The sequence below is a fragment of the Mycobacterium sp. ELW1 genome, from assembly GCF_008329905.1.
Lineage (GTDB): Bacteria > Actinomycetota > Actinomycetes > Mycobacteriales > Mycobacteriaceae > Mycobacterium.
In genome coordinates this window covers 1,899,023-1,920,982 of sequence record NZ_CP032155.1, presented here as the reverse complement: position 1 = coordinate 1,920,982, position 21,960 = coordinate 1,899,023, and the positions used below count along the sequence as shown (strand labels likewise).

The 21,960-nt window shown below is 66.5% G+C and carries 22 protein-coding genes and 1 pseudogene; 12 read left to right on the top strand and 11 right to left on the bottom strand.

Annotated features, from left to right (window positions below; translation table 11 throughout):
* Nucleotides 1–119: 119 nt before the first annotated feature.
* The 8 genes from D3H54_RS08865 (at nucleotide 120) to D3H54_RS08830 (ending at nucleotide 6,737) form a co-directional block, all read left to right on the top strand.
* Entirely contained in the window at nucleotides 120–650 is a 531-nt protein-coding gene (locus D3H54_RS08865) for a carboxymuconolactone decarboxylase family protein (protein WP_149378724.1), read from the top strand.
* A gap of 4 nt (nucleotides 651–654) precedes the next feature.
* A complete protein-coding gene (locus tag D3H54_RS08860; protein WP_149378723.1) occupies nucleotides 655–1,998 on the top strand; it encodes an aromatic ring-hydroxylating oxygenase subunit alpha in 1,344 nt (447 codons plus the stop codon).
* Nucleotides 1,991–2,320, top strand: a complete 330-nt coding sequence (locus tag D3H54_RS08855) for a hypothetical protein (protein WP_149378722.1) — start codon at nucleotides 1,991–1,993, stop codon at nucleotides 2,318–2,320. Before D3H54_RS08860 ends, D3H54_RS08855 begins: the two co-directional genes overlap by 8 nt.
* A 1-nt stretch (nucleotide 2,321) precedes the next feature.
* Complete coding sequence (locus tag D3H54_RS08850) at nucleotides 2,322–3,581, top strand: metal-dependent hydrolase family protein (protein WP_149378721.1); 1,260 nt, start codon at nucleotides 2,322–2,324, stop codon at nucleotides 3,579–3,581.
* Nucleotides 3,562–3,996: a nuclear transport factor 2 family protein gene (locus tag D3H54_RS08845; protein ID WP_149378720.1), complete on the top strand. Its 435-nt coding sequence runs from the start codon at nucleotides 3,562–3,564 to the stop codon at nucleotides 3,994–3,996. The genes D3H54_RS08850 and D3H54_RS08845 overlap by 20 nt, the downstream gene beginning before the upstream one ends.
* Nucleotides 3,993–5,117, top strand: coding sequence for an acyl-CoA dehydrogenase family protein (locus D3H54_RS08840; RefSeq protein WP_149378719.1), 1,125 nt, complete (start codon nucleotides 3,993–3,995; stop codon nucleotides 5,115–5,117). The genes D3H54_RS08845 and D3H54_RS08840 overlap by 4 nt, the downstream gene beginning before the upstream one ends.
* 24 nt (nucleotides 5,118–5,141) lie before the next feature.
* Entirely contained in the window at nucleotides 5,142–5,921 is a 780-nt protein-coding gene (locus tag D3H54_RS08835; protein ID WP_149383427.1) for an acyl-CoA dehydrogenase family protein, read from the top strand.
* 159 nt (nucleotides 5,922–6,080) lie between these two features.
* Complete coding sequence (locus D3H54_RS08830; protein ID WP_149378718.1) at nucleotides 6,081–6,737, top strand: TetR/AcrR family transcriptional regulator; 657 nt, start codon at nucleotides 6,081–6,083, stop codon at nucleotides 6,735–6,737.
* A gap of 6 nt (nucleotides 6,738–6,743) precedes the next feature.
* Here D3H54_RS08830 and meaB read toward each other — a convergent pair whose 3' ends face one another.
* Nucleotides 6,744–7,628 (bottom strand): methylmalonyl Co-A mutase-associated GTPase MeaB, encoded by an 885-nt coding sequence (meaB, locus tag D3H54_RS08825; protein WP_149378717.1) that lies wholly within the window; start codon nucleotides 7,626–7,628, stop codon nucleotides 6,744–6,746.
* Nucleotides 7,629–7,728: 100 nt separating this feature from the next.
* On the opposite strand from meaB, the gene D3H54_RS08820 reads away from it, so the two are divergent.
* Complete coding sequence (locus D3H54_RS08820) at nucleotides 7,729–8,493, top strand: SDR family NAD(P)-dependent oxidoreductase (RefSeq protein WP_149378716.1); 765 nt, start codon at nucleotides 7,729–7,731, stop codon at nucleotides 8,491–8,493.
* Between the two features lie 69 nt (nucleotides 8,494–8,562).
* On the opposite strand, the gene D3H54_RS08815 is transcribed toward D3H54_RS08820, so the two are convergent.
* From D3H54_RS08815 to D3H54_RS08800, 4 genes are read right to left on the bottom strand one after another with little or no spacing between them, the layout of a single operon-like run.
* The gene (locus D3H54_RS08815) at nucleotides 8,563–9,327 is read right to left on the bottom strand and encodes an enoyl-CoA hydratase/isomerase family protein (protein ID WP_149378715.1); all 765 of its coding nucleotides are present in this window, start codon (nucleotides 9,325–9,327) and stop codon (nucleotides 8,563–8,565) included.
* Between the two features lie 4 nt (nucleotides 9,328–9,331).
* Entirely contained in the window at nucleotides 9,332–10,420 is a 1,089-nt protein-coding gene (locus D3H54_RS08810) for an acyl-CoA dehydrogenase family protein (protein WP_149378714.1), read from the bottom strand.
* Nucleotides 10,407–11,312 carry an acyl-CoA dehydrogenase family protein gene (locus D3H54_RS08805; protein WP_149378713.1) on the bottom strand — a complete coding sequence of 302 codons (906 nt, stop codon included), beginning with the start codon at nucleotides 11,310–11,312 and terminating at the stop codon, nucleotides 10,407–10,409. The genes D3H54_RS08810 and D3H54_RS08805 overlap by 14 nt, the downstream gene beginning before the upstream one ends.
* Nucleotides 11,290–12,684, bottom strand: a complete 1,395-nt coding sequence (locus D3H54_RS08800; RefSeq protein WP_149378712.1) for a class I adenylate-forming enzyme family protein — start codon at nucleotides 12,682–12,684, stop codon at nucleotides 11,290–11,292. The genes D3H54_RS08805 and D3H54_RS08800 overlap by 23 nt, the downstream gene beginning before the upstream one ends.
* Before the next feature lie 130 nt (nucleotides 12,685–12,814).
* Here D3H54_RS08800 and D3H54_RS08795 point away from each other — a divergent pair, with 130 nt between their 5' ends.
* Nucleotides 12,815–13,087 carry a 2Fe-2S iron-sulfur cluster-binding protein gene (locus tag D3H54_RS08795; RefSeq protein WP_081845173.1) on the top strand — a complete coding sequence of 91 codons (273 nt, stop codon included), beginning with the start codon at nucleotides 12,815–12,817 and terminating at the stop codon, nucleotides 13,085–13,087.
* On the opposite strand, the gene D3H54_RS08790 is transcribed toward D3H54_RS08795, so the two are convergent.
* From D3H54_RS08790 to D3H54_RS08770, 5 genes are all read right to left on the bottom strand, one after another.
* Nucleotides 13,075–14,118 carry a CaiB/BaiF CoA transferase family protein gene (locus D3H54_RS08790; RefSeq protein ID WP_149378711.1) on the bottom strand — a complete coding sequence of 348 codons (1,044 nt, stop codon included), beginning with the start codon at nucleotides 14,116–14,118 and terminating at the stop codon, nucleotides 13,075–13,077. The two genes, D3H54_RS08795 and D3H54_RS08790, sit on opposite strands and share 13 nt — an antisense overlap.
* Nucleotides 14,115–15,071: an LLM class F420-dependent oxidoreductase gene (locus D3H54_RS08785; RefSeq protein ID WP_149378710.1), complete on the bottom strand. Its 957-nt coding sequence runs from the start codon at nucleotides 15,069–15,071 to the stop codon at nucleotides 14,115–14,117. The genes D3H54_RS08790 and D3H54_RS08785 overlap by 4 nt, the downstream gene beginning before the upstream one ends.
* Nucleotides 15,071–15,472: a cobalamin B12-binding domain-containing protein gene (locus D3H54_RS08780; protein ID WP_149378709.1), complete on the bottom strand. Its 402-nt coding sequence runs from the start codon at nucleotides 15,470–15,472 to the stop codon at nucleotides 15,071–15,073. The genes D3H54_RS08785 and D3H54_RS08780 overlap by 1 nt, the downstream gene beginning before the upstream one ends.
* Nucleotides 15,472–17,049 (bottom strand): methylmalonyl-CoA mutase family protein, encoded by a 1,578-nt coding sequence (locus tag D3H54_RS08775; RefSeq protein WP_149378708.1) that lies wholly within the window; start codon nucleotides 17,047–17,049, stop codon nucleotides 15,472–15,474. Before D3H54_RS08775 ends, D3H54_RS08780 begins: the two co-directional genes overlap by 1 nt.
* Before the next feature lie 96 nt (nucleotides 17,050–17,145).
* On the bottom strand, nucleotides 17,146–17,904 hold the full coding sequence (locus tag D3H54_RS08770; RefSeq protein WP_149378707.1) for an IclR family transcriptional regulator: 759 nt from the start codon (nucleotides 17,902–17,904) through the stop codon (nucleotides 17,146–17,148).
* Between the two features lie 194 nt (nucleotides 17,905–18,098).
* Here D3H54_RS08770 and D3H54_RS08765 point away from each other — a divergent pair.
* Nucleotides 18,099–20,064, top strand: a pseudogene (locus D3H54_RS08765) (acetoacetate--CoA ligase).
* A 3-nt stretch (nucleotides 20,065–20,067) separates the two neighbouring features.
* Here D3H54_RS08765 and D3H54_RS08760 read toward each other — a convergent pair.
* Nucleotides 20,068–20,361 carry a DUF1330 domain-containing protein gene (locus D3H54_RS08760; protein WP_210419720.1) on the bottom strand — a complete coding sequence of 98 codons (294 nt, stop codon included), beginning with the start codon at nucleotides 20,359–20,361 and terminating at the stop codon, nucleotides 20,068–20,070.
* Nucleotides 20,362–20,435: 74 nt separating this feature from the next.
* Between D3H54_RS08760 and D3H54_RS08755 the strand changes: the two genes are divergently transcribed.
* Nucleotides 20,436–21,920 carry an aldehyde dehydrogenase family protein gene (locus D3H54_RS08755; protein ID WP_149378705.1) on the top strand — a complete coding sequence of 495 codons (1,485 nt, stop codon included), beginning with the start codon at nucleotides 20,436–20,438 and terminating at the stop codon, nucleotides 21,918–21,920.
* The last annotated feature ends 40 nt before the right edge of the window (nucleotides 21,921–21,960 follow it).

The window sequence follows — 21,960 nt, the reverse complement described above, 5'->3', positions numbered from 1 at the left end:
CTGGTCGACCTCGGTTTTTCCGCCCTGCTCAAGTGCGGGGATTGACCTCGCGGCAAGTTCATGGAAACCTGTTATCCGGATATGAGAATGTGATTCTCCAACGTGAGAGGGGGTTGCCGATGCGCCTGACACCGCTACCCGCGGAGCAGTGGGACGACGAGGTCCAGCTCGCCCTCAAGGGGATGTTGCCCCGCGACCGGCAGAACCCCGAGGGCGCCGGCACGGCGCTGTCGACCCTCGTTCGTCATCCCGATCTGACCAAGGCATACCTCGGCTTCAACGTCTATCTGCTCTTCCGCTCCACGTTGCCGGCCCGGCTGCGTGAGGTGGCGGTCCTGCGGGTGGCGCATCGGCGCGACTGCGCCTACGAGTGGGAGCACCACGTCGAGATGGCCAAGGCGGAGGGGCTGACCGACGACGACGTCGAGGCCATCCGCAACGGCAGGGCCGACGACGATCTCGACAGGCTGGTCGTGCGGGCCACCGACGAGCTCGAGGAGAAATCGAATCTGACTGACGAAACCTGGACCGCGCTCGGCGAGCATCTCACCGAGCGTCAGCGCATGGACTTCGTCTTCACCGTCGGCGCCTACGGCATGTTGGCCATGGCGTTCAACACTTTTGGCGTACAGCTCGAGAACGAAAGGTAAGTACGTGGCATTTTTCAAGAAGCCGGATGTCGGCAGCTGGACCGAGAACTGGCCAGAACTGGGCACCGGTCCGGTCAACTACGAGGACTCGATTGATCCCGAGCACTGGAAGCTGGAGCAGCAGGCCATCTTCCGCAAGACCTGGCTGCAGATGGGCCGCGTGGAGCTGATTCCCAAGAAGGGCAACTACATCACCCGCGAGCTGCCGTCGGTCGGCCCGGGTACGTCGATCATCATCGTCAACGACGGTGACGAGGTCCGTGCCTTCTACAACCTGTGCCGCCATCGCGGCAACAAGCTGGTGTGGAATGACTATCCCGGCGAAGAGGTTTCGGGCAGCTGCCGGCAATTCGTCTGCAAGTACCACGCCTGGCGGTACTCGCTGAAGGGCGACCTGACGTTCATCCAGCAGGAGCAGGAGTTCTTCGACGTCGACAAGGCCGACTACCCGCTCAAGCCGGTGCGCTGTGAGGTGTGGGAAGGCTTCATCTTCGTCAACTTCGACGACGATGCGGTCTCGCTCGAGGAGTACCTGGGCGAGTTCGGCCAAGGCCTGAAGGGCTATCCCTTCCACGAGATGACCGAGCACTACAGCTACCGCGCGACGGTCGGCGCCAACTGGAAGCTGTTCATCGACGCCTTCGTCGAGTTCTACCACGCGCCGATCCTGCACATGAAGCAGGCGGAGAAGGAGGAAGCCGAGAAGCTCGCCAAGTTCGGCTTCGAGGCGCTGCACTACGACATCAAGGGCGACCACTCGATGATCTCGTCCTGGGGTGGCATGAGTCCGCCGAAGGACCTGAAGATGGTCAAGCCCATCGAGCGGATCCTGCACAGCGGTCTGTTCGGGCCGTGGGATCGCCCGAACATCAAAGGCATCCTGCCCGACGAGCTGCCGCCGGCGATCAATCCCGGCCGGCACTCGACGTGGGGCCAGGATTCGTTCGAGTTCTTCCCGAACTTCACGTTGCTGTTCTGGGCGCCGGGCTGGTACTTGACCTACAACTACTGGCCCACCGGAGTGGACTCCCATATCTTCGAGGCCGACCTCTACTTCGTGCCGCCGAAGAACCTGCGGGAACGACTCTCCCAGGAATTGGCCGCGGTGACCTTCAAGGAATACGCGTTCCAAGACGCCAACACACTGGAAGCCACCCAGACCCAGATCGGCACCCGCGCCGTGCTGGATTTCCCGCTGTGCGACCAGGAGATCCTGTTGCGCCACCTGCACCACACCGCACACAAGTACGTGGATCGGTACAAAGAGTCCTTGGCCGCCGGGAACGGAAACGGGGCGGCCGCCGCACTGAGCCCGAGGGCAGAAGAAAGGGATCCCGCAAATGTCTAAGTTGCCAGCGGAATTCGCCGACCTGGAGCGCTTCAGCGACTGGTGCCTGCCCACCGAGGAGGAGCGCTACCAAAAGCGGCTGAACTCGACGATGGCCGAGATGCAGGAGCTGTATGACGCCGGCATGGCGCGGCTGGAAGACATCATGGTCTACGTCGACGCCCGCTTCCCGCTCCAAGGCATGCCGGAGGACGCCAAGGCTCTGGTACACCTAGGACAATCGATCGTGCAGGTGAGCTTTCCGGTCGAGGTGTGGAAGCAGCCCCGCGTGCTCGACAGCGGCGCCGCGTATATCGAACTGATCAAGGAGCCGGTGGTCTAGTTTGTCTGCTCTTCGCGCAAGCGGCTCATCGCCACGCGCAACGACCCTGAAGGCTGCCGGGTACGTCGACGTCGACGCGGGCGAGATCGTCCGCCCCGCCATCGTGAAGGTCGACGGCGACCGGATCGTCTCCGTGGGCGGCGAGGTTGACGAGAGCTCCGATGTCATCGATCTGGGTGACGCCATCCTCCTTCCGGGCCTGATGGACATGGAGGTCAACCTCCTGATGGGCGGCCGGGGCGAAAACCCCGGCCTCTCGCAGGTCCAGGATGATCCGCCGACCCGGACGCTGCGCGCGGTCGGCAATGCCCGCCGCACCCTGCGCGCGGGTTTCACCACGGTGCGCAACCTCGGGCTGTTCGTGAAGACCGGCGGCTACCTGCTGGACGTCGCGCTGGGCAAGGCGATCGACGCGGGCTGGATCGAGGGTCCTCGGATCGTGCCTGCCGGTCATGCCATCACTCCGACCGGCGGGCATCTGGACCCGACGATGTTCGCCGCGTTCATGCCGGGTGCCCTCGAGCTGACGGTCGAGGAGGGTATCGCCAACGGTGTCGACGAGATCCGCAAGGCGGTGCGCTACCAGATCAAGCACGGCGCGCAGCTGATCAAGGTGTGCGTGTCCGGGGGTGTGATGTCGCTGACCGGTGAGGCAGGGGCGCAACACTATTCGGACGAGGAACTCCGGGCAATCGTCGACGAGGCGCACCGGCGCGGGCTGCGGGTGGCCGCTCACACCCACGGAGCCGAGGCCGTCAAGCATGCGGTGGCGTGCGGTATCGACTGCATCGAGCATGGCTTCCTGATGGACGACGAGGCCATCCAGATGCTGGTCGACAATGACCGATTTCTGGTGACCACCCGCCGCCTGGCCCAGGCGATGGATGTCTCGCACGCACCGAAGGCGCTGCAGGACAAGGCCGCCGAGATGTTCCCGAAGGCGGAGACGTCGATCAAGGCCGCCTACGAGGCCGGGGTGAAGATCGCGGTCGGCACCGATGCACCCGCGATCCCGCACGGCAAGAACGCCGATGAACTGGTGACCCTGGTGGAATGGGGTATGCCGCCGGCCGCGGTGCTGCGGGCGGCCACCGTCGTCGGAGCCGAGCTGATCAACGTCACCGACCGGGGCCGGATCGCCGAAGGTCTGCTCGCCGACATCATCGCCGTGCCCGGTGATCCGTTGTCCGACATCACTGTCACCCAGAACGTCACCTTCGTCATGAAAGGCGGGAAGGTCTATGTCAACAAAACGGACTGACGACATCGTCGAGATCCAGCAACTGCTCGCCCGCTACGCGGTGACGATCACCCAGCTGGATGTCGAGAATCTGGTGAAGGTCTTCACCAAAGACGGCACGTACAGCGCGTTCGGCGAAACCTATTCACTGGGACGGTTTCCCGAGCTCGTCGACGCCGCACCCAAAGGGCTGTTCATGACCGGCGAGTCGCTGGTCGAATTTGATGAGAACGACCCCGACAAGGCCACCGGCACCCAACCGCTGTGCTTCATCGAGCATTCGGCGCACGACATGCGCATCGGCTACTACCGCGACACCTACCTGCGGACCGAGAAGGGGTGGCGGCTCAGCACTCGCGCGATGACGTTCATCCGGCGCACCGGTGTGCACGATTCGGGCCGTCCGCACGCGATCGGCCGGCCGGCCGGCGGATGAGCACGGCAGCCGAATCCGGCACGACCGCCGACGAATTCCGCAACGACCTGCGAGCCTGGCTCGACACGCACGATCTGAGCCCCGGCCCGGATCATTCGCTGCCTGCTCATATCGAGCAGATGAGCCGGGTACGCCGAGCCCTCTATGACGCCGGATGGATGCGCTACGGCTGGCCGGAGGAAGTAGGCGGTCTGGGCGGCTCGGTGATCATGCGGATGATCGTCGCCGAGGAGGTGCTCGGTCGCAACATCGCCGAGCCGGGACCGTACTCGATGATGGAAGTCCTTGTGCCGACGATGATCTCGTATGCGCGACCGGAGCTCGCCGCCGAGATGGTGCCGCGTTACCTGCGCGGCGAAGAGCACTGGTGTCAGGGCTTCTCCGAGCCCGGCTCCGGCAGTGACCTGGCGTCGCTGAGCACCAAGGCCACCCAGCGCGGCGACGAGTGGGTGATCAACGGCCAAAAGGTGTGGACCAGCTTCGCCCAGTTCTCCAAGCGCTGCGTCCTGTTGACCCGCACCGGCTCGCCGGAAACGCCCAAACACGAGGGCATCACCGCGTTCTTCATCGACATGGACTCCCCCGGCATCACGGTGCGACCGCTGCACACTATGCACGGCGTCGACGAATTCTGCGAGGTGTACTTCGACGACGTGGTGGTGCCGGCCCATCGCATGCTCGGCAATCCCGGGGATGGCTGGCGGCTTGCCAACGACCTGTTGCCATTCGAGCGATCCACCTGTTTCTGGCAGCGAATCTCCTACCTGTTCACCCGGTTGGACCGGCTGATCGCTGACGAGACCGATGCCGGTGACGCTGAACTCGGCGCGGCCTACCTCGCGCTGCACACCGTGCGCTGCAGGTCGGCGGCGACCCAGCACCGCTTCGCCGAAGGGGCGAAACTCGGGCCGGAGACTTCGATCGACAAGGTGCTGCTGGCCGGTGCTGAACAGCGCCTCTACGACACCGCGCGAGATGTGCTGCCAGGGGTGCTCGAACTCGACGAGACACCCTGGCGCTCGGAGTTCCTGTACTCGCGTTCGGCCACCATCTACGGCGGCACCGCGGAGATCCAGCGCAACATCATCGCCCGCCGGCTTCTCGACCTCGGGAAGGAGTGAGACGTGGACGACGGCGAACTGGGAATGCTGGCCGACACGCTCGAGAAATCGATGAGCGCCGCGGCCGCGGAGGGTTCCCCCAACGTCGAAGACGTGCTGCGCGACCTCGGCTGGCTGGAGATGCTCGACGAGATCCCCGCCGAGGCAACGGCCTTGGTGTTCCGGCTGTTGGGTGAGACCGGCACGCATGCCGGCGTGATCAACGACGTGGTGCTCGCATCGGCCGGGCAGGTGCCGGGTGGCACGGTCGCACTGCCGTATACCGGTGGCCGCTGGGTGATCTGGGAGCGCGCCGACGGTGCTCATTCGGCGATGGATCCCGAGCTGCCGGTCGGCACCGTCGGCGCCGGCTCGGAGGTGCCGTTGGCCAGGGGGCGCCTCGCGCTGGGGTGGTGGCTGACCGGTTCGGCCCGGGCGATGCTGAGGCTGGCGCGGCAGCATGCCGTGGACCGGGTCCAGTTCGGCCGTCCGATCGGGTCGTTCCAGGCGGTGCGCCACCGACTTGCCGAGACGCTGGTCGCCGTCGAGGGCGCCGAAGCGACCCTGCTGGTGGCCCAGAACGAAGGCACCGATCTGGCCTGTTTGTTGGGCAAAGCCGCCGCCGGTCAGGCCGCCTTGACCGCGGCCAAGCACTGTCAGCAGGTTCTCGGCGGCATCGGGTTCACCGATGAGCACGACCTGCATCGGCACGTGAAGCGCACCCTCGTGCTCGACGGGCTGCTCGGCTCGGCACGCGATCTGACCAGGGAAGCCGGGTCGATGATCAGGTCACTGGGGCACGCTCCACGGCTCGGAAATCTGTGACGTACGCCATGGCGGCGAATGCGCTGGTCACCCGTTAGACTGGCCGGAACAAAAATTTTGGTCAGTATTGAAGTGAGAACATAATTCTCGCCGCTGAGAGTAGTACTCTCTTACCGTGAGCAACATCGGAAACCGCATCCGCTCGTCTCGAGCCCGGCAGTGAACAGCCCGAGCGAAGAGCCTGCCTGGAAGCAGCGCGCCGTCGAGCGGTCGATCCGGACCGCCAAGGTGCGCGCCGGGCAGCGCGTGCAGCGATTCCTGGATGCCGCGCAAGCCATCATCACCGAAAAGGGCAGCACCGACTTCACCGTGCAGGAAGTCGTCGACCGGTCCCGCCAGTCACTCCGTAGCTTCTATCTGCAGTTCGACGGTAAGCACGAGTTGCTGCTCGCCCTGTTCGAGGATGCGCTGAGCCGAGCCGCCGATCAGATCCGGGCCGCGACGTCGGCTCAGAACGATCCGCTGGACCGACTCAAGGTGGCCGTCACCCTGCTGTTCGAACTGTCCCGGCCGGATCCGACCGCGCGCCGGCCGTTGTTCACCGACTTCGCCCCCCAGCTGCTGATCTCACATCCCAACGAGGTCAAGGTCGCTCACGCACCGCTGGTGGCGCTGTTCGCCGAGTTGATGGACGAGGCGGCGGCGGCCGGGGAGCTGAGGGAAGACGCCAACCCCCGCCGCATGGCGGCGATGACGATGCAGACCATCATGTTCATCGCCCAGTCCAGCGGGGTCGAGGACGACGAGAACGTTCACACGCCGATCAGCGGTGACGAAGTGTGGACCTTCTGCTCTCAGGGATTCGCCCGCAAATAAGCCCGATCACGGCTCGACCGCAGGCGAAACCGGTTGAGCGATCAAGGCTTCCGCCGCACTGTACGGATCACGGCTTCCGTCGGCGACGGCCTGCGCCAGGGCGTCGAGATCCGGATGGCGATGCAGCCGGCTCTGCGCCAGTGACAACACCTGCGCGCGGGCCCGCGCAGCACGGCGCTCCGCGGTGTCGGCCCGCCGGTGGGCCTCAATCGCCTCGACGAGCTCCCCCACTCCCTCGGCCCGGGCGGCGACCAGCGTCAGCACCGGGACGTGCGTCTCAAATGTGAGGTCGCGAACCGTCTGGGCGGCACCGTCCCGGTCGGCCTTGTTCACCACCACCAGGTCGGCGACCTCGAGCAGACCCGCCTTGGCGGCTTGGACCGCGTCTCCGGCACCCGGATTGAGAATCACGATTGTCGGATCGGCGACGGCGGCGATCTCGATCTCCGACTGCCCGACGCCGACGCTCTCCAGCAGGACGACGTCGAAGCCGAGCGCGCCGACCAGCCGGATCGCGGCGGGCACCGCGGCGGCCAGGCCACCGAGATGGCCGCGGGTGGCCACCGAGCGGATCAGCACATCCGGATCGTTGATGTGCTGCGCCATCCTGATCCGGTCCCCCAACAACGCGCCCCCGCTGTAGGGCGACGACGGATCCACCGCCAGCACCGCAACCCGTTGTCCGCGTTCGCGATACGCCGCGACGAGAACGGCGATCGTGGTCGACTTGCCCGCACCGGGCGGGCCCGTCACGCCCACAACCGGGACCGCGGCCGGGCCGATCTCGGTGAGCACCTCGTCGCGGCGGTCGCTCTCGACCAGGCTCAGCAGCCGGCCGACTGCGCGCATGTTCCCGCCGCGGGCCGCGGTGATCAGCTCGGCGACATCCATAGAGGGCAACGCTACGTCCCTACGTGATTGACCAATTCCGGTCGGTATGAGAATACTATTCTCTCAAGTAGAGAGCGTCAGTTGCAAGAAGGGTAACGCTATGCAGATCAGTGGAAGTTCCGCCGTCGTCTTCGGTGGCGCAGGCGGCCTCGGCGAGGCGACCGTGCGCAAACTGCACGCGGCCGGCGTCAAGGTCGTGATCGCCGACCTGGCCGACGACAAGGGCAAGGAACTTGCCGCCGAGCTCGCCATCCCCTACGTCCGCACCGACGTCACCAGCGACGACGACGTGCTGGCTGCCATCGCCGCCGCCGAGGAGCTGGGGCCTTTGCGCATCTCGGTGGACACTCACGGCGGCCCGGCCGGCGGTGGTCGGCTGGTCGGCAAGGACGGGGCGCCGATGGAGCTGGAGGCGTTCACCAAGACCATCACCTTCTACCTGACCGCGGTGTTCAACGTGATGCGCCACGTCGCGGCCGCGATGGCGCGCCAGGAGCCCGACGAGAACGGGGCCCGCGGTGTCATCATCAACACCGCGTCGATCGCCGCGTACGAAGGCCAGATCGGACAGCTGCCCTACTCTGCGGCCAAGGGCGGCGTGGTGGCGATGACTCTGGTTGCCGCGCGCGACCTTTCACCGTTGGGCATCCGGGTGATGGCGATCGCGCCGGGCACCATCAACACCCCTGCCTACGGCAAGGCCGCCGACCAGCTGGAGGCGTACTGGGGCCCGCAGGTACCGTTCCCGAAGCGGATGGGACGATCGGTCGAGTACGGCGCACTGGCACTGTCGATCGCCGAGAACGACTACCTCAACGGCGAGACCATTCGCCTCGACGGTGCCCTGCGCTTCCCGCCGAAGTAGCTCCCGCGCCGACAGTAACGCCACGGAGGACTCCGGCCGGAATTCTCGCCGTGGCGTTACTGTCGCGACCTACTTCTTGGCGATCAAGCCGTCGACGATCCTGTTGAAGTCGGCGGTGCCGAACGACACATATTCGGCGAGGTTGGCGTAGTCCAGCGAGGCCATCACCGACTTCTCCAGCTGGATGTTCATCAGCCGCTTGGTGGCCTCGACCGCCTGCTGCGGGAGTTCGATGATCCTCTTCGCGCAGGCGATCGCCTCGGAGACCGGATCGGCCACAACATGATTCGCCAGCCCGAGTTCGACCGCGCGCTGCGCCTTGATCCGCACCCCGGTCAGTGCGAACTCCTTGGCCTGCAGCAGGCTGATCTGCGATCCCCACACCAGCGGCCCGCCGTCGGCGGCGACCAGACCGATGGACACGTGCGGGTCGGCGAAGAACGCGTTCTCGGCGATGTACACGACGTCGGACAGTGCGGCCAGGCTGCAGCCCAGCCCGACCGCCGGGCCGTTGACGGCCGCGATCACCGGGATGCGGCAGCGGACCATACCGATCACCAGATCACGGCCGTGCTTGATCGTCTTCTGCCGCAACGCTTCATCGTTGCGCAGTTCGTCGAGGTAATTGAAGTCTCCGCCGGCCGAGAAGGCCCGGCCCGCACCGGTGATGACAGCCGCCCGCGCAGAGGCATCCTCGTTGAGCGCCTCCCAGATCTTGGCCAGCCCGACATGGAGGTTGTCGTTGACGGCGTTCAGCTCGTCGGGACGATTCAGCGTGATGATCCGCAGCGGACCGTCGGCCTGCACATCGATTTCGTCTGGCATGTCGTACATGTCGTTAAACTCCCAGTCCAAGAATTCGTCCGGCGATGATGTTCTTCTGAATCTGTGACGTCCCGCCCATCACGCTCTGGGCACGGCTGTAGAGGTAGGCGCCGAACAACTCCTCGTCGTCGGTGCCGACGGTGGCCAACGCGGCATGCCCGACCGACTGCTCGGTCCAGGTCATCAACAATTTGTCCAGCGATCCGTCCGGGCCGTGCTTGATGCCGTCGAGCTGCTCGGACAGGCGCCGGCGCACATGCAGGCGCAACATCTCGGTCTGCACCCACGCCCACGCCAGCTCGTCGGGGGCTGGGCCCTCGACCCGGGACGCCATCTGACGCACCAGCTTTCCGTACCGCGCGGAGAACCCCAGCGTCGACGGCTCACGCTCGTGACTGACCACCGTCATGGCCAGCTTCCAACCGTCACCGGGCGCGCCGACCATGTTCGCAGCCGGAACACGCGCGCCGTCGAACTCGACCTGACCGAATTCCTTGGTGACACCGCTGATCATCTTCAGCGGCCGCTGCACGATGCCCGGCTGATGCATCGTGACAATGAAGGCCGAGATGCCCTTGTGCTTGGGCACATCCTTGTCAGTGCGCGCCAGCACCAGACACCAGTCAGCACAATCGGAGTAGCTGGTCCAGATCTTGTGACCGTTGATGATGTACTCGTCACCGTCACGCGTCGCGGTCGTGGTCAGCGACGCCAGGTCCGACCCCGCACCGGGTTCCGAAAACCCTTGGCACCAGCGCTCGGTGCCGTTGATCATCCCGGGCAGGAACCGCTGCCGCAGTTCCTCGCTGCCGTGGTGGCTCAGACCGACCACCAGGTAGCCCAGGCTCGGACGCGCGGGCGCTCCGGCCTTGGCGATCTCCTCGTCGACGATCACGTCGAACACGGGTGGCAAGCCCTGGCCGCCATACTCTTTCGGCCACGAGGTGCCGAAGAACCCGGCGGCGTACAGCGCCTGGTGCCACTCCCCCGCCTTGGCCCAATAGGCGTCGCCCGACGTCGGAAACTTGCCCTTCTGCTCTGTCAGCCAGCCGCGCAACCGCTCCCGGAAAGCGGCCTCGTCCGGAGAATCACGAAAGTCCAATGGTCAACTCCTCCAACTTGACCGGCCAGGCCTCGGTGGCGGCCAGCACCCGGCGCAGATAAACATGGGCAAGGCACTCCCAGGTGTTGCCGATGCCGCCGTGCACCTGGATCGACATCTCGCACACCGCGAGTGCGGCTCGTGCGCAGTAGATCTTGGCGACCCGGCCGGCTTCCACTGCTTCTTCTGCGGGCAGCTCGTCGACAGCCCAGGCGGCGTGGCGCAACACGCTCACCGACCCCTCGATGAGAGCCAGGCCCTCGGCCAGCAGGTGGGCGACGGCCTGGTACGAACCGATGGCCGAGCCGTACTGCTCGCGCACCTTCGCGTATTCGGTTGCCAGCGTGTGGGTGCCGCGTGCCGCACCGACCAGGTCGGCCGTCGTCACGGCCAGCGCCAGGGCGTACCAGCGCTGCGTCTGCTCGGCGGTCAGCTCCCCAACGGTGTCCGGTGAGCCGGAGGCGGCGGCGGTGACGCGGGTCAGATCCGCGCCATCGCGGGCCGCGCCGACACCGATCGAGTCGACGGTGTGACCGGTCAGCCGCACCGCGGCGGCGGCCCCGTCGGCGTCGATCACTGTGTCACCGACCGCGATGGTCGCCGGCACCGGGTCGGCCGCCAGCAGGCGGTACAGATCGTCGGCGAGCACCGGCCCGAGGAACGGCACGTCGACCAGACCACGGGCGAATTCCTCGGCCACCAAGGCGACTTCGACGCCGCTGGCGCCGTCGGAACGGAGCGACCGCCAGCCGGTCGCGTCGACGGTCTTGGCCAGCCGCGCCCGGCGCTGCTGGTCGTCCAGGTCCGCGACGGAGCCCGGCCCGAAGTCGTCGGCCAGCCGGGCCGCGGCATCGCGCAGCTGCTGCTGCTCACTGGTCAGGCGTGCATCCATACTGCTCCTTGAGAACTCGCCGCAACGCCTTGCCCGATGGCAGGCGCGGGATTTCGGGCACGAACACGATGTCGCGGGGACGTTTGTACGACGCCAGTTTCTCGGCGACCAGCGCGTCCAGCTCCTCGGAGCCGACCGGCTCGGCGACGGCGACCGCGGCGATCACAGCCTCGCCGTCGGCCTCGTCGGGCACACCGAACACCGCGCAGTCCTGCACAGCGGGATGGCCGTGCAGCACCGACTCGACCTCGGCGGGAGCGACTTGGAAGCCCCGCACCTTGACCATTTCCTTGAGCCGGTCGGTGATTCGCAGCCAGCCGTCGTCCAGGTAACCGAGGTCCCCGGTGCGATACCAACCGTCATCGAACGCCTCGGCGGTTGCGTCGGCGGGCAGGTAGCCGGCCATGGCCGAATCCGATCGCACCTGGATCTCCCCGGTCTCGCCCGCCTCCACCGGCTCACCGGTTCCCGTCGACACGATGCGCACCGGCGGAATCGGACGCCCGACGGTGTCGAGCCGGGCCGCGTCGCGCGGGCAACACGCGATCACCGGCACCTCGCTGGTGCCGTACGCCGAGATCCAGCCGACGCCGGTCCGCTCCGTCACGGCCTCGGCGACGCTGGTGGTGACCGGAGTGGCGCACCACATGATGTAGCGCAGCGACGACAGATCGAAAGTCTCGAGCCTCGGATGCGAGGCGATCGCCAATGCGATAGGCGCGACAGCCATTTCGACGGTGATGCGGTCGTCCTTGATGCACTGCAGCATGGTGTCGATGTCGAACCGGCGGTGCAGCCGCATCCACGCGCCGGCATCGAGCACGGTGGCGATGTTGAGCAGGCCGAGGATGTGCGAGGGCGGTGTGACGATCTGCATGCGATCGACTGCCGTGAGGCCCAGGGCCTGACGCCAGTGCCGGACGCTCGCGGCCAGCGAACCATGGGTGTGCCGAACCGCTTTGGGCATACCCGTGGTTCCCGAGCTGAACACCAGCACGGCATCGGAGTCAGCCGCGTACTCCACCGGGGTGGGCTCCCCCGGGCTGATCGGATCGTCGAGGCTGAGCATCGGCATCAGGTCGGCCAACAGCGGGCTGTCACCGACGGCATGATCGGCGCCGGATACGTCGAGCGCATGGCCGACATCGGCCGCTTTCCAGGCCGGGCTGATCAACACCGCGGACGCACCGAGGCGCCAGATGGCGTGCACGGCGAAAATGAACTCAGGCCGATTGGTCGACATCAGCGCCACGCGCTGGCCGGCCCGCACGCCACGGCTGGCGAGCGTGCCTGCCAATCCCGCAGACAGCGCATCGACCTGAGATCGTGTGTAGATGCGGTCCTCAAAGGCAAGCACTCTCACGTCGCTCACGGCGCGGTCCGCTCGCACATGGTCAGTGACAATCCCATCAACAGGTCGACAAACGAGAACATACTATCGCCAGTAGAGAACTGTATTCTCATCTGGGTAGAATGATACTGCGCTAACGCTGAGGAGAGAAGTGAGCACGGCGACGATCACGCTGGACGGTAAGACGGTGACCATGCCGGTCAACGAAGGCGAGACGGTGCTGGAGACCGCCCGACGCGCCGGACTGACCCCGCCCTACAGCTGCGAAGCCGGCAACTGCGGAACCTGCATCGCGACGCTCACCGACGGCCAGGTCAAGATGCGGGTCAACGAGGTGCTCGACGACAGCGAAATCGACGACGGCCTGATCCTGACCTGCCAGGGCGTGCCCGAGTCCGACGTGACCGTGACCTACGACGACTGAAACTCGTCGAGCACCGGGGGCGGCAGATAGTCGGGTTCATATCCGACCACCCGCACCGGACTGCCGACCAGCCGGTAATCCCCCGCGGTGACGACGACATCCGGTGTCGCCTCGAGGGCGTCGGGCAGCGATCGCACCGCAGCCGCCGGAATCCCCAAAGGACGCAACCGCGCCTCCCAGCCCGCCGCGGTGTCGGCGGCCAGCGCTGCGGTCACGATCGCCAGAACCTCATCGCGGTGCGCCGATCGCTCGGCCATCGTCGGGAAGCCGTCGATGCCGGCCTCGGCGGCGAAGATCTTCCAGAAGCCGTCGTGGGTGACGAACAGCGCCAAATACCCATCCGCGGTCGGAAACAGCTGCGCAGGAACGTAAAACGAGTGCGCACCGAACGGATGCCGACGCGGGTGCACACCATCGTTGAGATACGCCGAGGCGCGGTAGTTCAGCTGCGAGAACATCACGTCGCGCAGCGAGACATCCACCTGCCCACCCCGCCCGGAGACGATCATCGCGAGAAGTCCCAGCGCCGCGGTCAACCCGGTGGAGTTGTCGGCCGACGAGTAGCCCGGCAGAGTCGGCGGCGCATCCGGGTCACCGGTCAGTGCGGCCACACCGGTGGCTGCCTGGATCACGTAGTCGAAGGCGGGGTCATCGCCGCCGTCCAGGCCGTAGCCGGTCAGCGCGACACACACGATCTTCTCGTTGTGCGTACGCAGCGCCTCATAGGTGAGCCCGAACCGCCGGATCACCGAAGGCTTCATATTGACCAGTAGCGCATCGGATTCCGCGACCAGCTCACCGAGGCGCTGCTGCCCGGCCTCGGAGGCCAGGTCCAGGCACACGCTGCGCTTGTTACGGTTCAGGCTGGCGAAATAGCTGTCCCCGACCTGACGGGAGATCTCCCCGCCGGGCGGCTCGATCTTGATGACCTGCGCACCGAGATCGGCGAGCAGCATGGTGGCATACGGTCCGGCCAGCATGGTGCCGACCTCGAGGATCCGAATGCCGGATAGTGGAGCGGCGGAGCTCATCGCACCTCGGCGCCGAGTTGCGCAATCACCTCGCGCGTGCGGTATTTCGACGCCACGAGCTCGTCACGGGTCTCCCCGATCGGCAACAGGCGCACCGACAGGTCGGTGACCCCGGCGTCGGCGAAAGCGCGGAACCGGGCCAGAATGGCTTCTTCGTCGCCGGCCGCACACAGGTCGCCGACGTTTCGTGCGTCACCGCGGTCGAGCAGCTTCTGATAGTTGGGCGACGTCTCGGCCTCGGCGAGGATCCGGTTGGCCCGGTCCTTGGCCGCCTCGATTTCGGAATTCGCGCACAAGCACACCGGGATTCCGGCGACTATGCGCGGAGCCGGCCGACCGGCGTTGTCGGCGGCTTTGGTGATCCGCGGCGCGATGTGGTCGCCGATCGCGCGCTCGTCGGCCATCCACAGCACGGTGCCGTCGGTGAGTTCACCCGCGATCTGCAGCATCACCGGCCCCAACGCGGCCAGCAGCACCGGAAGCGGCGATTCCGCTTGCAGCACAGTCGGATTGTGCACCGTGAAAGTGTCGTTCTCGACGTCTACGTCGCCCGGGCCGGCCAGCGCGGCGCCCAGCACCTCGAGGTAGTCGCGGGTGTAAGACGCCGGCTTCTCGTAGGGCAGCCCCAACATGTCGCGGATGATCCAATGATGCGACGGTCCCACGCCCAACGCCAGCCGGTTTCCGCTGCCGGCGTGCACCGACAGCGCCTGGCGGGCCAGTGCGATCGGGTGCTGCGCCTGCAGGGGGACCACCGCGGTGCCCAGCTCGATGCGCGAGGTGCGGGTGCCCATCTGCGCGACCATCGTCAGCGCGTCATAGTCGTTGGGCACCTGCGGCATCCACGCGGTGTCGAAGCCGGCGGCCTCGGCCCACTCGATGTCCTCGAGCAGCTTCTTCACCTTGCGGGCCATATCGCCGCGCTCGGCACCGATCATCACTCCGAGGCGCATTAGTCGGCCACCTGTTCTGAAGTCAACGCGCGGACGTCGGTCACCAGGGTGTCGAGCGACGTCCCGGTCGGGAACACCGCCGCGGCACCGACCTCCAGCAGCTTGGCCACGTCACTCTGCGGGATCGTGCCGCCGACGATCACGGCGATGTCGCCGGCGTCGGCTTCCCGCAGCGCGTCCACGGTCCGCTTGGTCAGGGCCAGATGGGCACCGGATAGAATTGAAAGTCCTACCACCGCAACATCTTCCTGCAGTGCGATCGACACGATGTCCTCGATGCGCTGGCGGATCCCGGTGTAGATCACCTCGAAACCGGCGTCGCGCAGCGCGCGGGCCACGATCTTGGCGCCGCGGTCGTGGCCGTCCAGACCGGGCTTGGCCACCAGGATGCGAGCGCTCACTAGAAGACCACCGGTTGCTGGAATTCGCCCCATACCGACTTCAGCGTGGAGACCATCTCCCCCACGGTGCAGTACGCATTGGCGCAGTCGATCAGCTTGTGCATCAGATTGTCGTCACCTTCCGCCGAACGGGCCAGTGCGGCAAGGGCTTCTTTCACGGCGAGTTCACTGCGTTCGGCCTTCACCTTCGCGAGCCGGCGCAGCTGCTTGTCGCGGCCCTCGGCGTCGAGTTCGTAGGTGGCCAGGTCCGGGGCCGGCTCGTCGACGACGAACTTGTTCACCCCGACCACCGGGCGGACGCCCGACTCGACCTCCTGATGGATCTTGTAGGCCTCGTCGGCTATCAGCCCCTGCAGGTAGCCGTCCTCGATGGATTGCACCATGCCGCCGTGCTTTTCGAGGTCGGACATGATCTCGATGATCCGTTCCTCGGTGGCATCGGTGAGCGCCTCGACGAAGTAGGAGCCACCGAGCGGGTCGGCCACCCGGGCCACTCCGGTCTCGTAGGCCAGGATCTGCTGGGTGCGCAACGCCAGCGTCGCGGACTCCTCGCTGGGCAGCGCGAACGGCTCGTCCCAGGCCGCGGTGAACATCGACTGCACGCCGCCGAGCACCGATGCCAACGCCTCGTAGGCCACCCGGACCAGGTTGTTCTGCGCCTGTGGGGCGTACAACGACGCACCGCCGGATACGCAGCCGAACCGGAACATCGCGGCCTTGTCGGTCTTGGCGCCCCACCGTTCCCGCACGATCGTCGCCCAACGGCGCCGTCCGGCACGGTATTTGGCGATCTCCTCGAAGAAGTCGCCGTGGGTGTAGAAGAAGAACGAGATCTGCGGGGCGAACTGGTCGATGGTCATCCGGCCGCGCTCGACGACGGTGTCGCAGTAAGTCACGCCGTCGGCGAGAGTGAACGCCATCTCCTGCACGGCGTTGGCGCCGGCGTCGCGGAAGTGCGCTCCGGCGACCGAGATCGCGTTGAACCGCGGCACCTCGGCGGCGCAGAACTCGATGGTGTCGGCAATCAGGCGCAGCGACGGCTCCGGCGGCCAGATCCACGTTCCGCGTGAGGCGTATTCCTTGAGAATGTCGTTCTGGATGGTGCCGGTGAGCTTTTCGCGCGGCACCCCTTTCTTCTCCGCGGCGGCGACATAGAAGGCCAGCAGGATCGCGGCCGTTCCGTTGATGGTGAAGCTGGTGCTGATCGCATCCAGCGGGATCCCATCGAACAGGATCTCGGCATCGGCGAGGGTGTCGACCGCGACGCCGACCCGGCCGACCTCTTCCCCGTACTCCGGATCGTCTGAGTCGTAGCCACATTGGGTCGGCAGGTCCAGGGCCACCGACAGCCCGGTACCACCCTGCTCGAGCAGGTAGCGATAGCGCTCGTTCGACTCCTCGGCGGTGCCGAACCCGGAATACTGACGGAAGGTCCACAACCGTCCGCGGTAGCCGGTGGAGAAGTTGCCCCGGGTGAACGGAAACGCGCCCGGCGCGGGGGGATCGCCACTGCGGTCGGCCGGTCCGTACACCGGCTCCAGTGGGATCCCCGACGACGTGTGGGATAGGTGGTCCATCGGTGGATACCGTACTTGCAGTTTAAGAGAATGCCAATACCGCTTTGGGCAAGTCGTGTGCAGGATCCGCCGAAAGCGCTGGTGAAGCCTGCAGACTTACGAGCTGAGCCGGCCGGAGAGCAGATGCGCCTGCTCGAGGAGCAGTGTGCCGAGCTCGTGCCGGCGGTCGGGCTTGAAGCGGGTTTCCACCCCGGTGAGGCTCAGCGCCCAGGCCGGCCGGCCGTGCTGGTCGAACACCGCCGCCCCGATGCCCCAACTGCCCTCCACGATCAGGGCCGGATTGACGGCGTATCCGGTAAGCCGGGTCGCCTCGACCCTGGCCCGGATCGATTCCTCGGTGTGCTCGTCACCCCACTCGGCCACAGGCTGTGCACGGGAGAAGTAGTCGTCGATCTCGTCGGCGGGCAGGTGACTCAAGATCGCCAGCCCGGCCGAGGCCACGCCCAGCGGGAACCTGATGCCCTCGCGCAGGACGTGCGATCGCAGCGGGAAACTGCCCTCGACGCTCAGCAGACAGACCGTCTCGTCGCCGCGCCGGGCGGAGAAGAAGGCGCTCTCCCCGGTCTCGGCAGCCAGGCGGGCGACCACCTCACGGGCCTTGTCGGTGACGTCGTACCGGTTGGCGGCAACGGCGCCCAGCAGATACATCTCGGGCCCGAGCAGCCAGCGCCCGGTCTTGGCGTCCCGGTCGATCAGCCCGACTTCGGCCAGCGAGGTGAGCAGCCGATGAGCGGTCGGACGGGCAAGCGCGGCGACCTTGCCCACCTCCGTCGTCGATGCACCAGCGGGTTCCGCGGCCCCGACCGCACCCAGCAACGCGGCGACGCGCTCCACAACGTTGCTCCGGTCGGTCACGGGCGACGATCTTAGCGTTCACCTAGTGGACGCTGGGGGCGATCGGTTGCCGCGAGGCGAGCATCTTGGCAGACATTTCGCTGGGCAGTTGACTGCTCAGCACGCGACTTGTTGAGTGAGAGCCCGACCGGAGATGTCGTCTACCCAGTGAACGTCCGGCCTCGTCCGGGCGGCGCGAAAGCGAGAGGATCACAGTGCCGGGCCCTGAACCCCAGTGGAAACAGTTCGCTGCGACCACAGCCGCACACCATGGAGCACCGTCGGACGACTATGCCGAACTGTGGCAGTGGTCGGTCGAGCATCCGGCCCGCTTCTGGCGCGCAGTGTGGTCGGTCGAGCATCCGGCCCGCTTCTGGCGCGCAGTGTGGGGAGTACTTCGACGTCCGCGCCGAGGCCGGTCCCCAACCGGGTGACGCGGGTGTGCTGGCCGATGCGTCGATGCCCGGCGCGATCTGGTTCCCCGGTGTCCGGCTGAACTACGTCGATCAGATCCTGCGGCACACCTCCCGTGCCGGCGCGGCGATCGTCGGCATCGACGAAGACGGCACCCGAACCGAGATCAGCTGGTCCGAACTCGCCGGACGAGTCGGCGCGGTCGCCGCCGAACTGCGCCGGCTCGGCGTGCAGGCCGGAGATCGCGTGGCAGGGTATCTGCCCGATGTCGCCGAGGCGATGATCGCGTTCCTGGCGACCGCGTCGATCGGAGCGGTGTGGTCGGCGTGTGGGCAGGACTACGCGCCGGAAGGGGCCGCGTCGCGGCTGGCCCAGCTGGAACCCAAGGTGTTGTTCAGCGCCGGCGGCTATCGCGTGAACGGGCGCTGGTTCGACAAGCGTGCCGACACCGAGGAACTGCTCGACCTGCTGCCCGGCCGGCCGCACCTGCTGATGCTCGACGGTGACGACTACCTCGCGCTGGCAGCCCGGCCGGCCACTCCCGAGGTCAGTGCCGTCCCCTTCGACCATCCGCTGTGGGTACTGTTCAGCTCCGGCACCACCGGCAAGCCCAAGGGCATCGTGCACGGCCACGGGGGCGTCGTCCTCGAGCATCTGAAAGCCGCTGCGCTGCATGGGAATCTCGGCCCCGAGGACGTCTTCTTCTGGCAGACCGCGCTGAGCTGGATGATGTGGAACTTCCGAATCGCCGGGCTGCTGTGCGCGTCGACGGTGGTCTGCTACAGCGGGCACCCGTTGTGCCCCGACGCCGATCGGCTCTGGCAGCTCCTCGAGGACGAGAAGGTGACCTACTTCGGGACCAGCCCCGGTCACCTGCTGGCCTCGCGCAAGGCCGGCCTACATCCAGGCACCACCCACGATCTGCGCCGGCTCAGGACCATCGGCAGCACCGGCTCTCCACTGCCCGCCGATCTCTTCGAGTGGGTACACCAGGAAGTCGGCGAGGATGTCGCCGTCTCGTCGATCAGCGGCGGCACCGACGTGGTGACGGCCTTCGCCGGAGGCACGGCCGGTCTGCCGGAGGTACCTGGGGAGCTGACCACCCGATACCTGGGGGCGGCCCTTTACAGCTGGTCACCCCAGCGCCGGTCGCTGACCGACGAAGTCGGCGAGATGGTCATCACCGCGCCGATGCCGTCGATGCCGGTCGGTTTCTGGAGTGATGACGACGGATCTCGCTATCGCGCAGCATATTTCGACCATCAATGGTCAGATGGGCCAGCACCCGGCGTGTGGCGGCACGGCGATTGGGTCACCGTCACCGACCGCGGCTCGCTGATCATCCACGGCCGCAGCGACGCCACGCTCAACCGGCACGGCATCCGAATGGGATCGGCCGACATCTACGAAGTGGTCGAGGCGATCGACGCGGTGACGGAGGGATTCGTGCTCGGCATCGACGGGCCGGACGGCGCCTACTGGATGCCGCTGTTCGTCACGCTGGCTGCGGGTCACACCCTCGACGACGAACTGGTCGACACCATTCGCTCGGCGATCCGCACCAAACTCTCGCCACGGCATGTCCCGGACGACATCATCGCGGCACCTGGGATACCGCACACCCGCACCGGGAAGAAACTGGAGGTCCCGGTGACCGCGATCATGGCCGGACACGCCGACGTGTCGCTGGATCCGCGCTCGATCGACAATCCGGATCTCATCGACTGGTTCCGCACCCAGGGCGCGCAGCACCGCTGGACCAGCTGAGCGTCAGAACCCGGACAGGATCACCGCGTTGGTGATGGCGGCGGCGTGCCGCAGCTCCCGCGCGGCGCGGTAGGCATCCGAGTCGTACCAGGACTGCGCGGCTTCCACCGAGTCGAACTCCAGCACAACGGTCTGGTGTCCGTGCCAATCGCCCTCGAGCACTTGCGGTTTGGCATCGACGGCGAGCACCTTGACGCCGCCCATCGCGGCACCGGCGGCTTTGCCGTAGGCCTTCATCCCCTCCGGGTCTTTGATTTCCTCGGTCAAGATGACATATCCCTTAGAAGCCATAGCGATGGCGTTCCTCTCGTGTGAGAATCAGGTTCTCGTATTTCGGGTGACAGATTTCCACGCCACGAGGGGTAAATGCAATGACCAATGTCGACGCCGACACGGGCGTGCTGGCCGGCGAGCAGCGGATGCTCATCGACGGCGAGCTTCGGTACACCGACTCCGGGGCTCTGTTCGATGTCGAGCATCCGGCCTCCGAGCAGGTGGTCGGGCAGGCCACCGACGGTACGGTCGCCGACGTCGAGCGGGCGACCGCCGCGGCCCGCCGGGCGTTCGACCGAGGCGACTGGTCACGCGATCTGGAGTTCCGCTACCACTGCCTCAACCAGCTGCACGAGGCGCTGATCGAAGAACAGGAACGGTTGCGGCGCATCGTGATCACCGAGGTCGGCTGCCCGGTCTCGGTCAGCGGCTCGCAGATCGAGAGCCCGATCGCCGAGGTGAAGCATTGGGCCGACCACGGTCGCGGCTTCGACTACCTGGTCGACACCGGGATCCACGAAACCCCGCTCGGCCCGGCCCGCCGCAAGATCCAGTACGACGCGGTCGGCGTCGTGGGGGCGATCACGCCGTGGAACGTGCCGTTCTACCTCAACATCGCCGAAACCGTCCCGGCGCTGATGGCCGGCAACACCGTGGTGCTCAAACCCGCGCAGCTGACACCGTGGTCAGGCACCGAACTCGGCCGGATCATCGCCGAGAAGACCGACATTCCCGCCGGGGTGTTCAACGTCGTCACCTCCAACGCCAACGACGTGGGCGCGGCCCTGTCCGCCGATCCGCGGGTGGACATGATCACCTTCACCGGCTCGACCGCCACGGGCCGGGCGATCGTGGCCGCCGGCGCCGCGACGGTCAAGAAGACCCTGCTGGAGCTCGGCGGCAAGTCGACCCACATCGTCTGCGACGACGCGGACTTCACCGCCTGCCTGCCGATGGCAGCAATGTTCGCCTGTGTGATGTCGGGCCAGAGCTGCATCCTTTCCAGCCGAGTCCTGTTGCCGCGCAGTCGTTATGCCGAAGGCCTGGAGATCCTCAAGGCATCGATGGAGAACTTCCCGGTCGGCGATCCGTGGACCCCGGGAATCATGCAGGGCCCGCAGATCAGTGGCATGCAACGTGACAAGACGCTGCGTCTGATCCGGTCCGGTATCGCCGACGGTGCCAGACTGGTGACCGGCGGCGGCGTTCCGGAGAACCTACCCACCGGCTACTACGTGCAGCCGACGCTGCTCGCCGACGTCGATCCCACCTCTGAGATCGCGCAGACCGAGATCTTCGGGCCGGTGATCACCGTGACGCCCTACGACACCGACGACGAGGCAGTCGCGATCGCCAACAACACGATCTACGGGCTGTCCGGCGACGTCACCAGCGGAGACGACGAGCGAGCGTTGAACATCGCGCTGCGGCTGCGCACCGGCAGCGTCACCACCAACGGCCACTCGTTCTTCGGGATCACCAGCCCGTTCGGCGGCACCAAGCAGAGCGGTCTCGGTCACCGCAACGGCGATGAGGGCTACCGGGAGTACCTGAACTCCAAGACGATCGGCGTGCGACCCTGACCGCATGAGCCCGACCCGCAGCCCACGTCGTCTACATTCG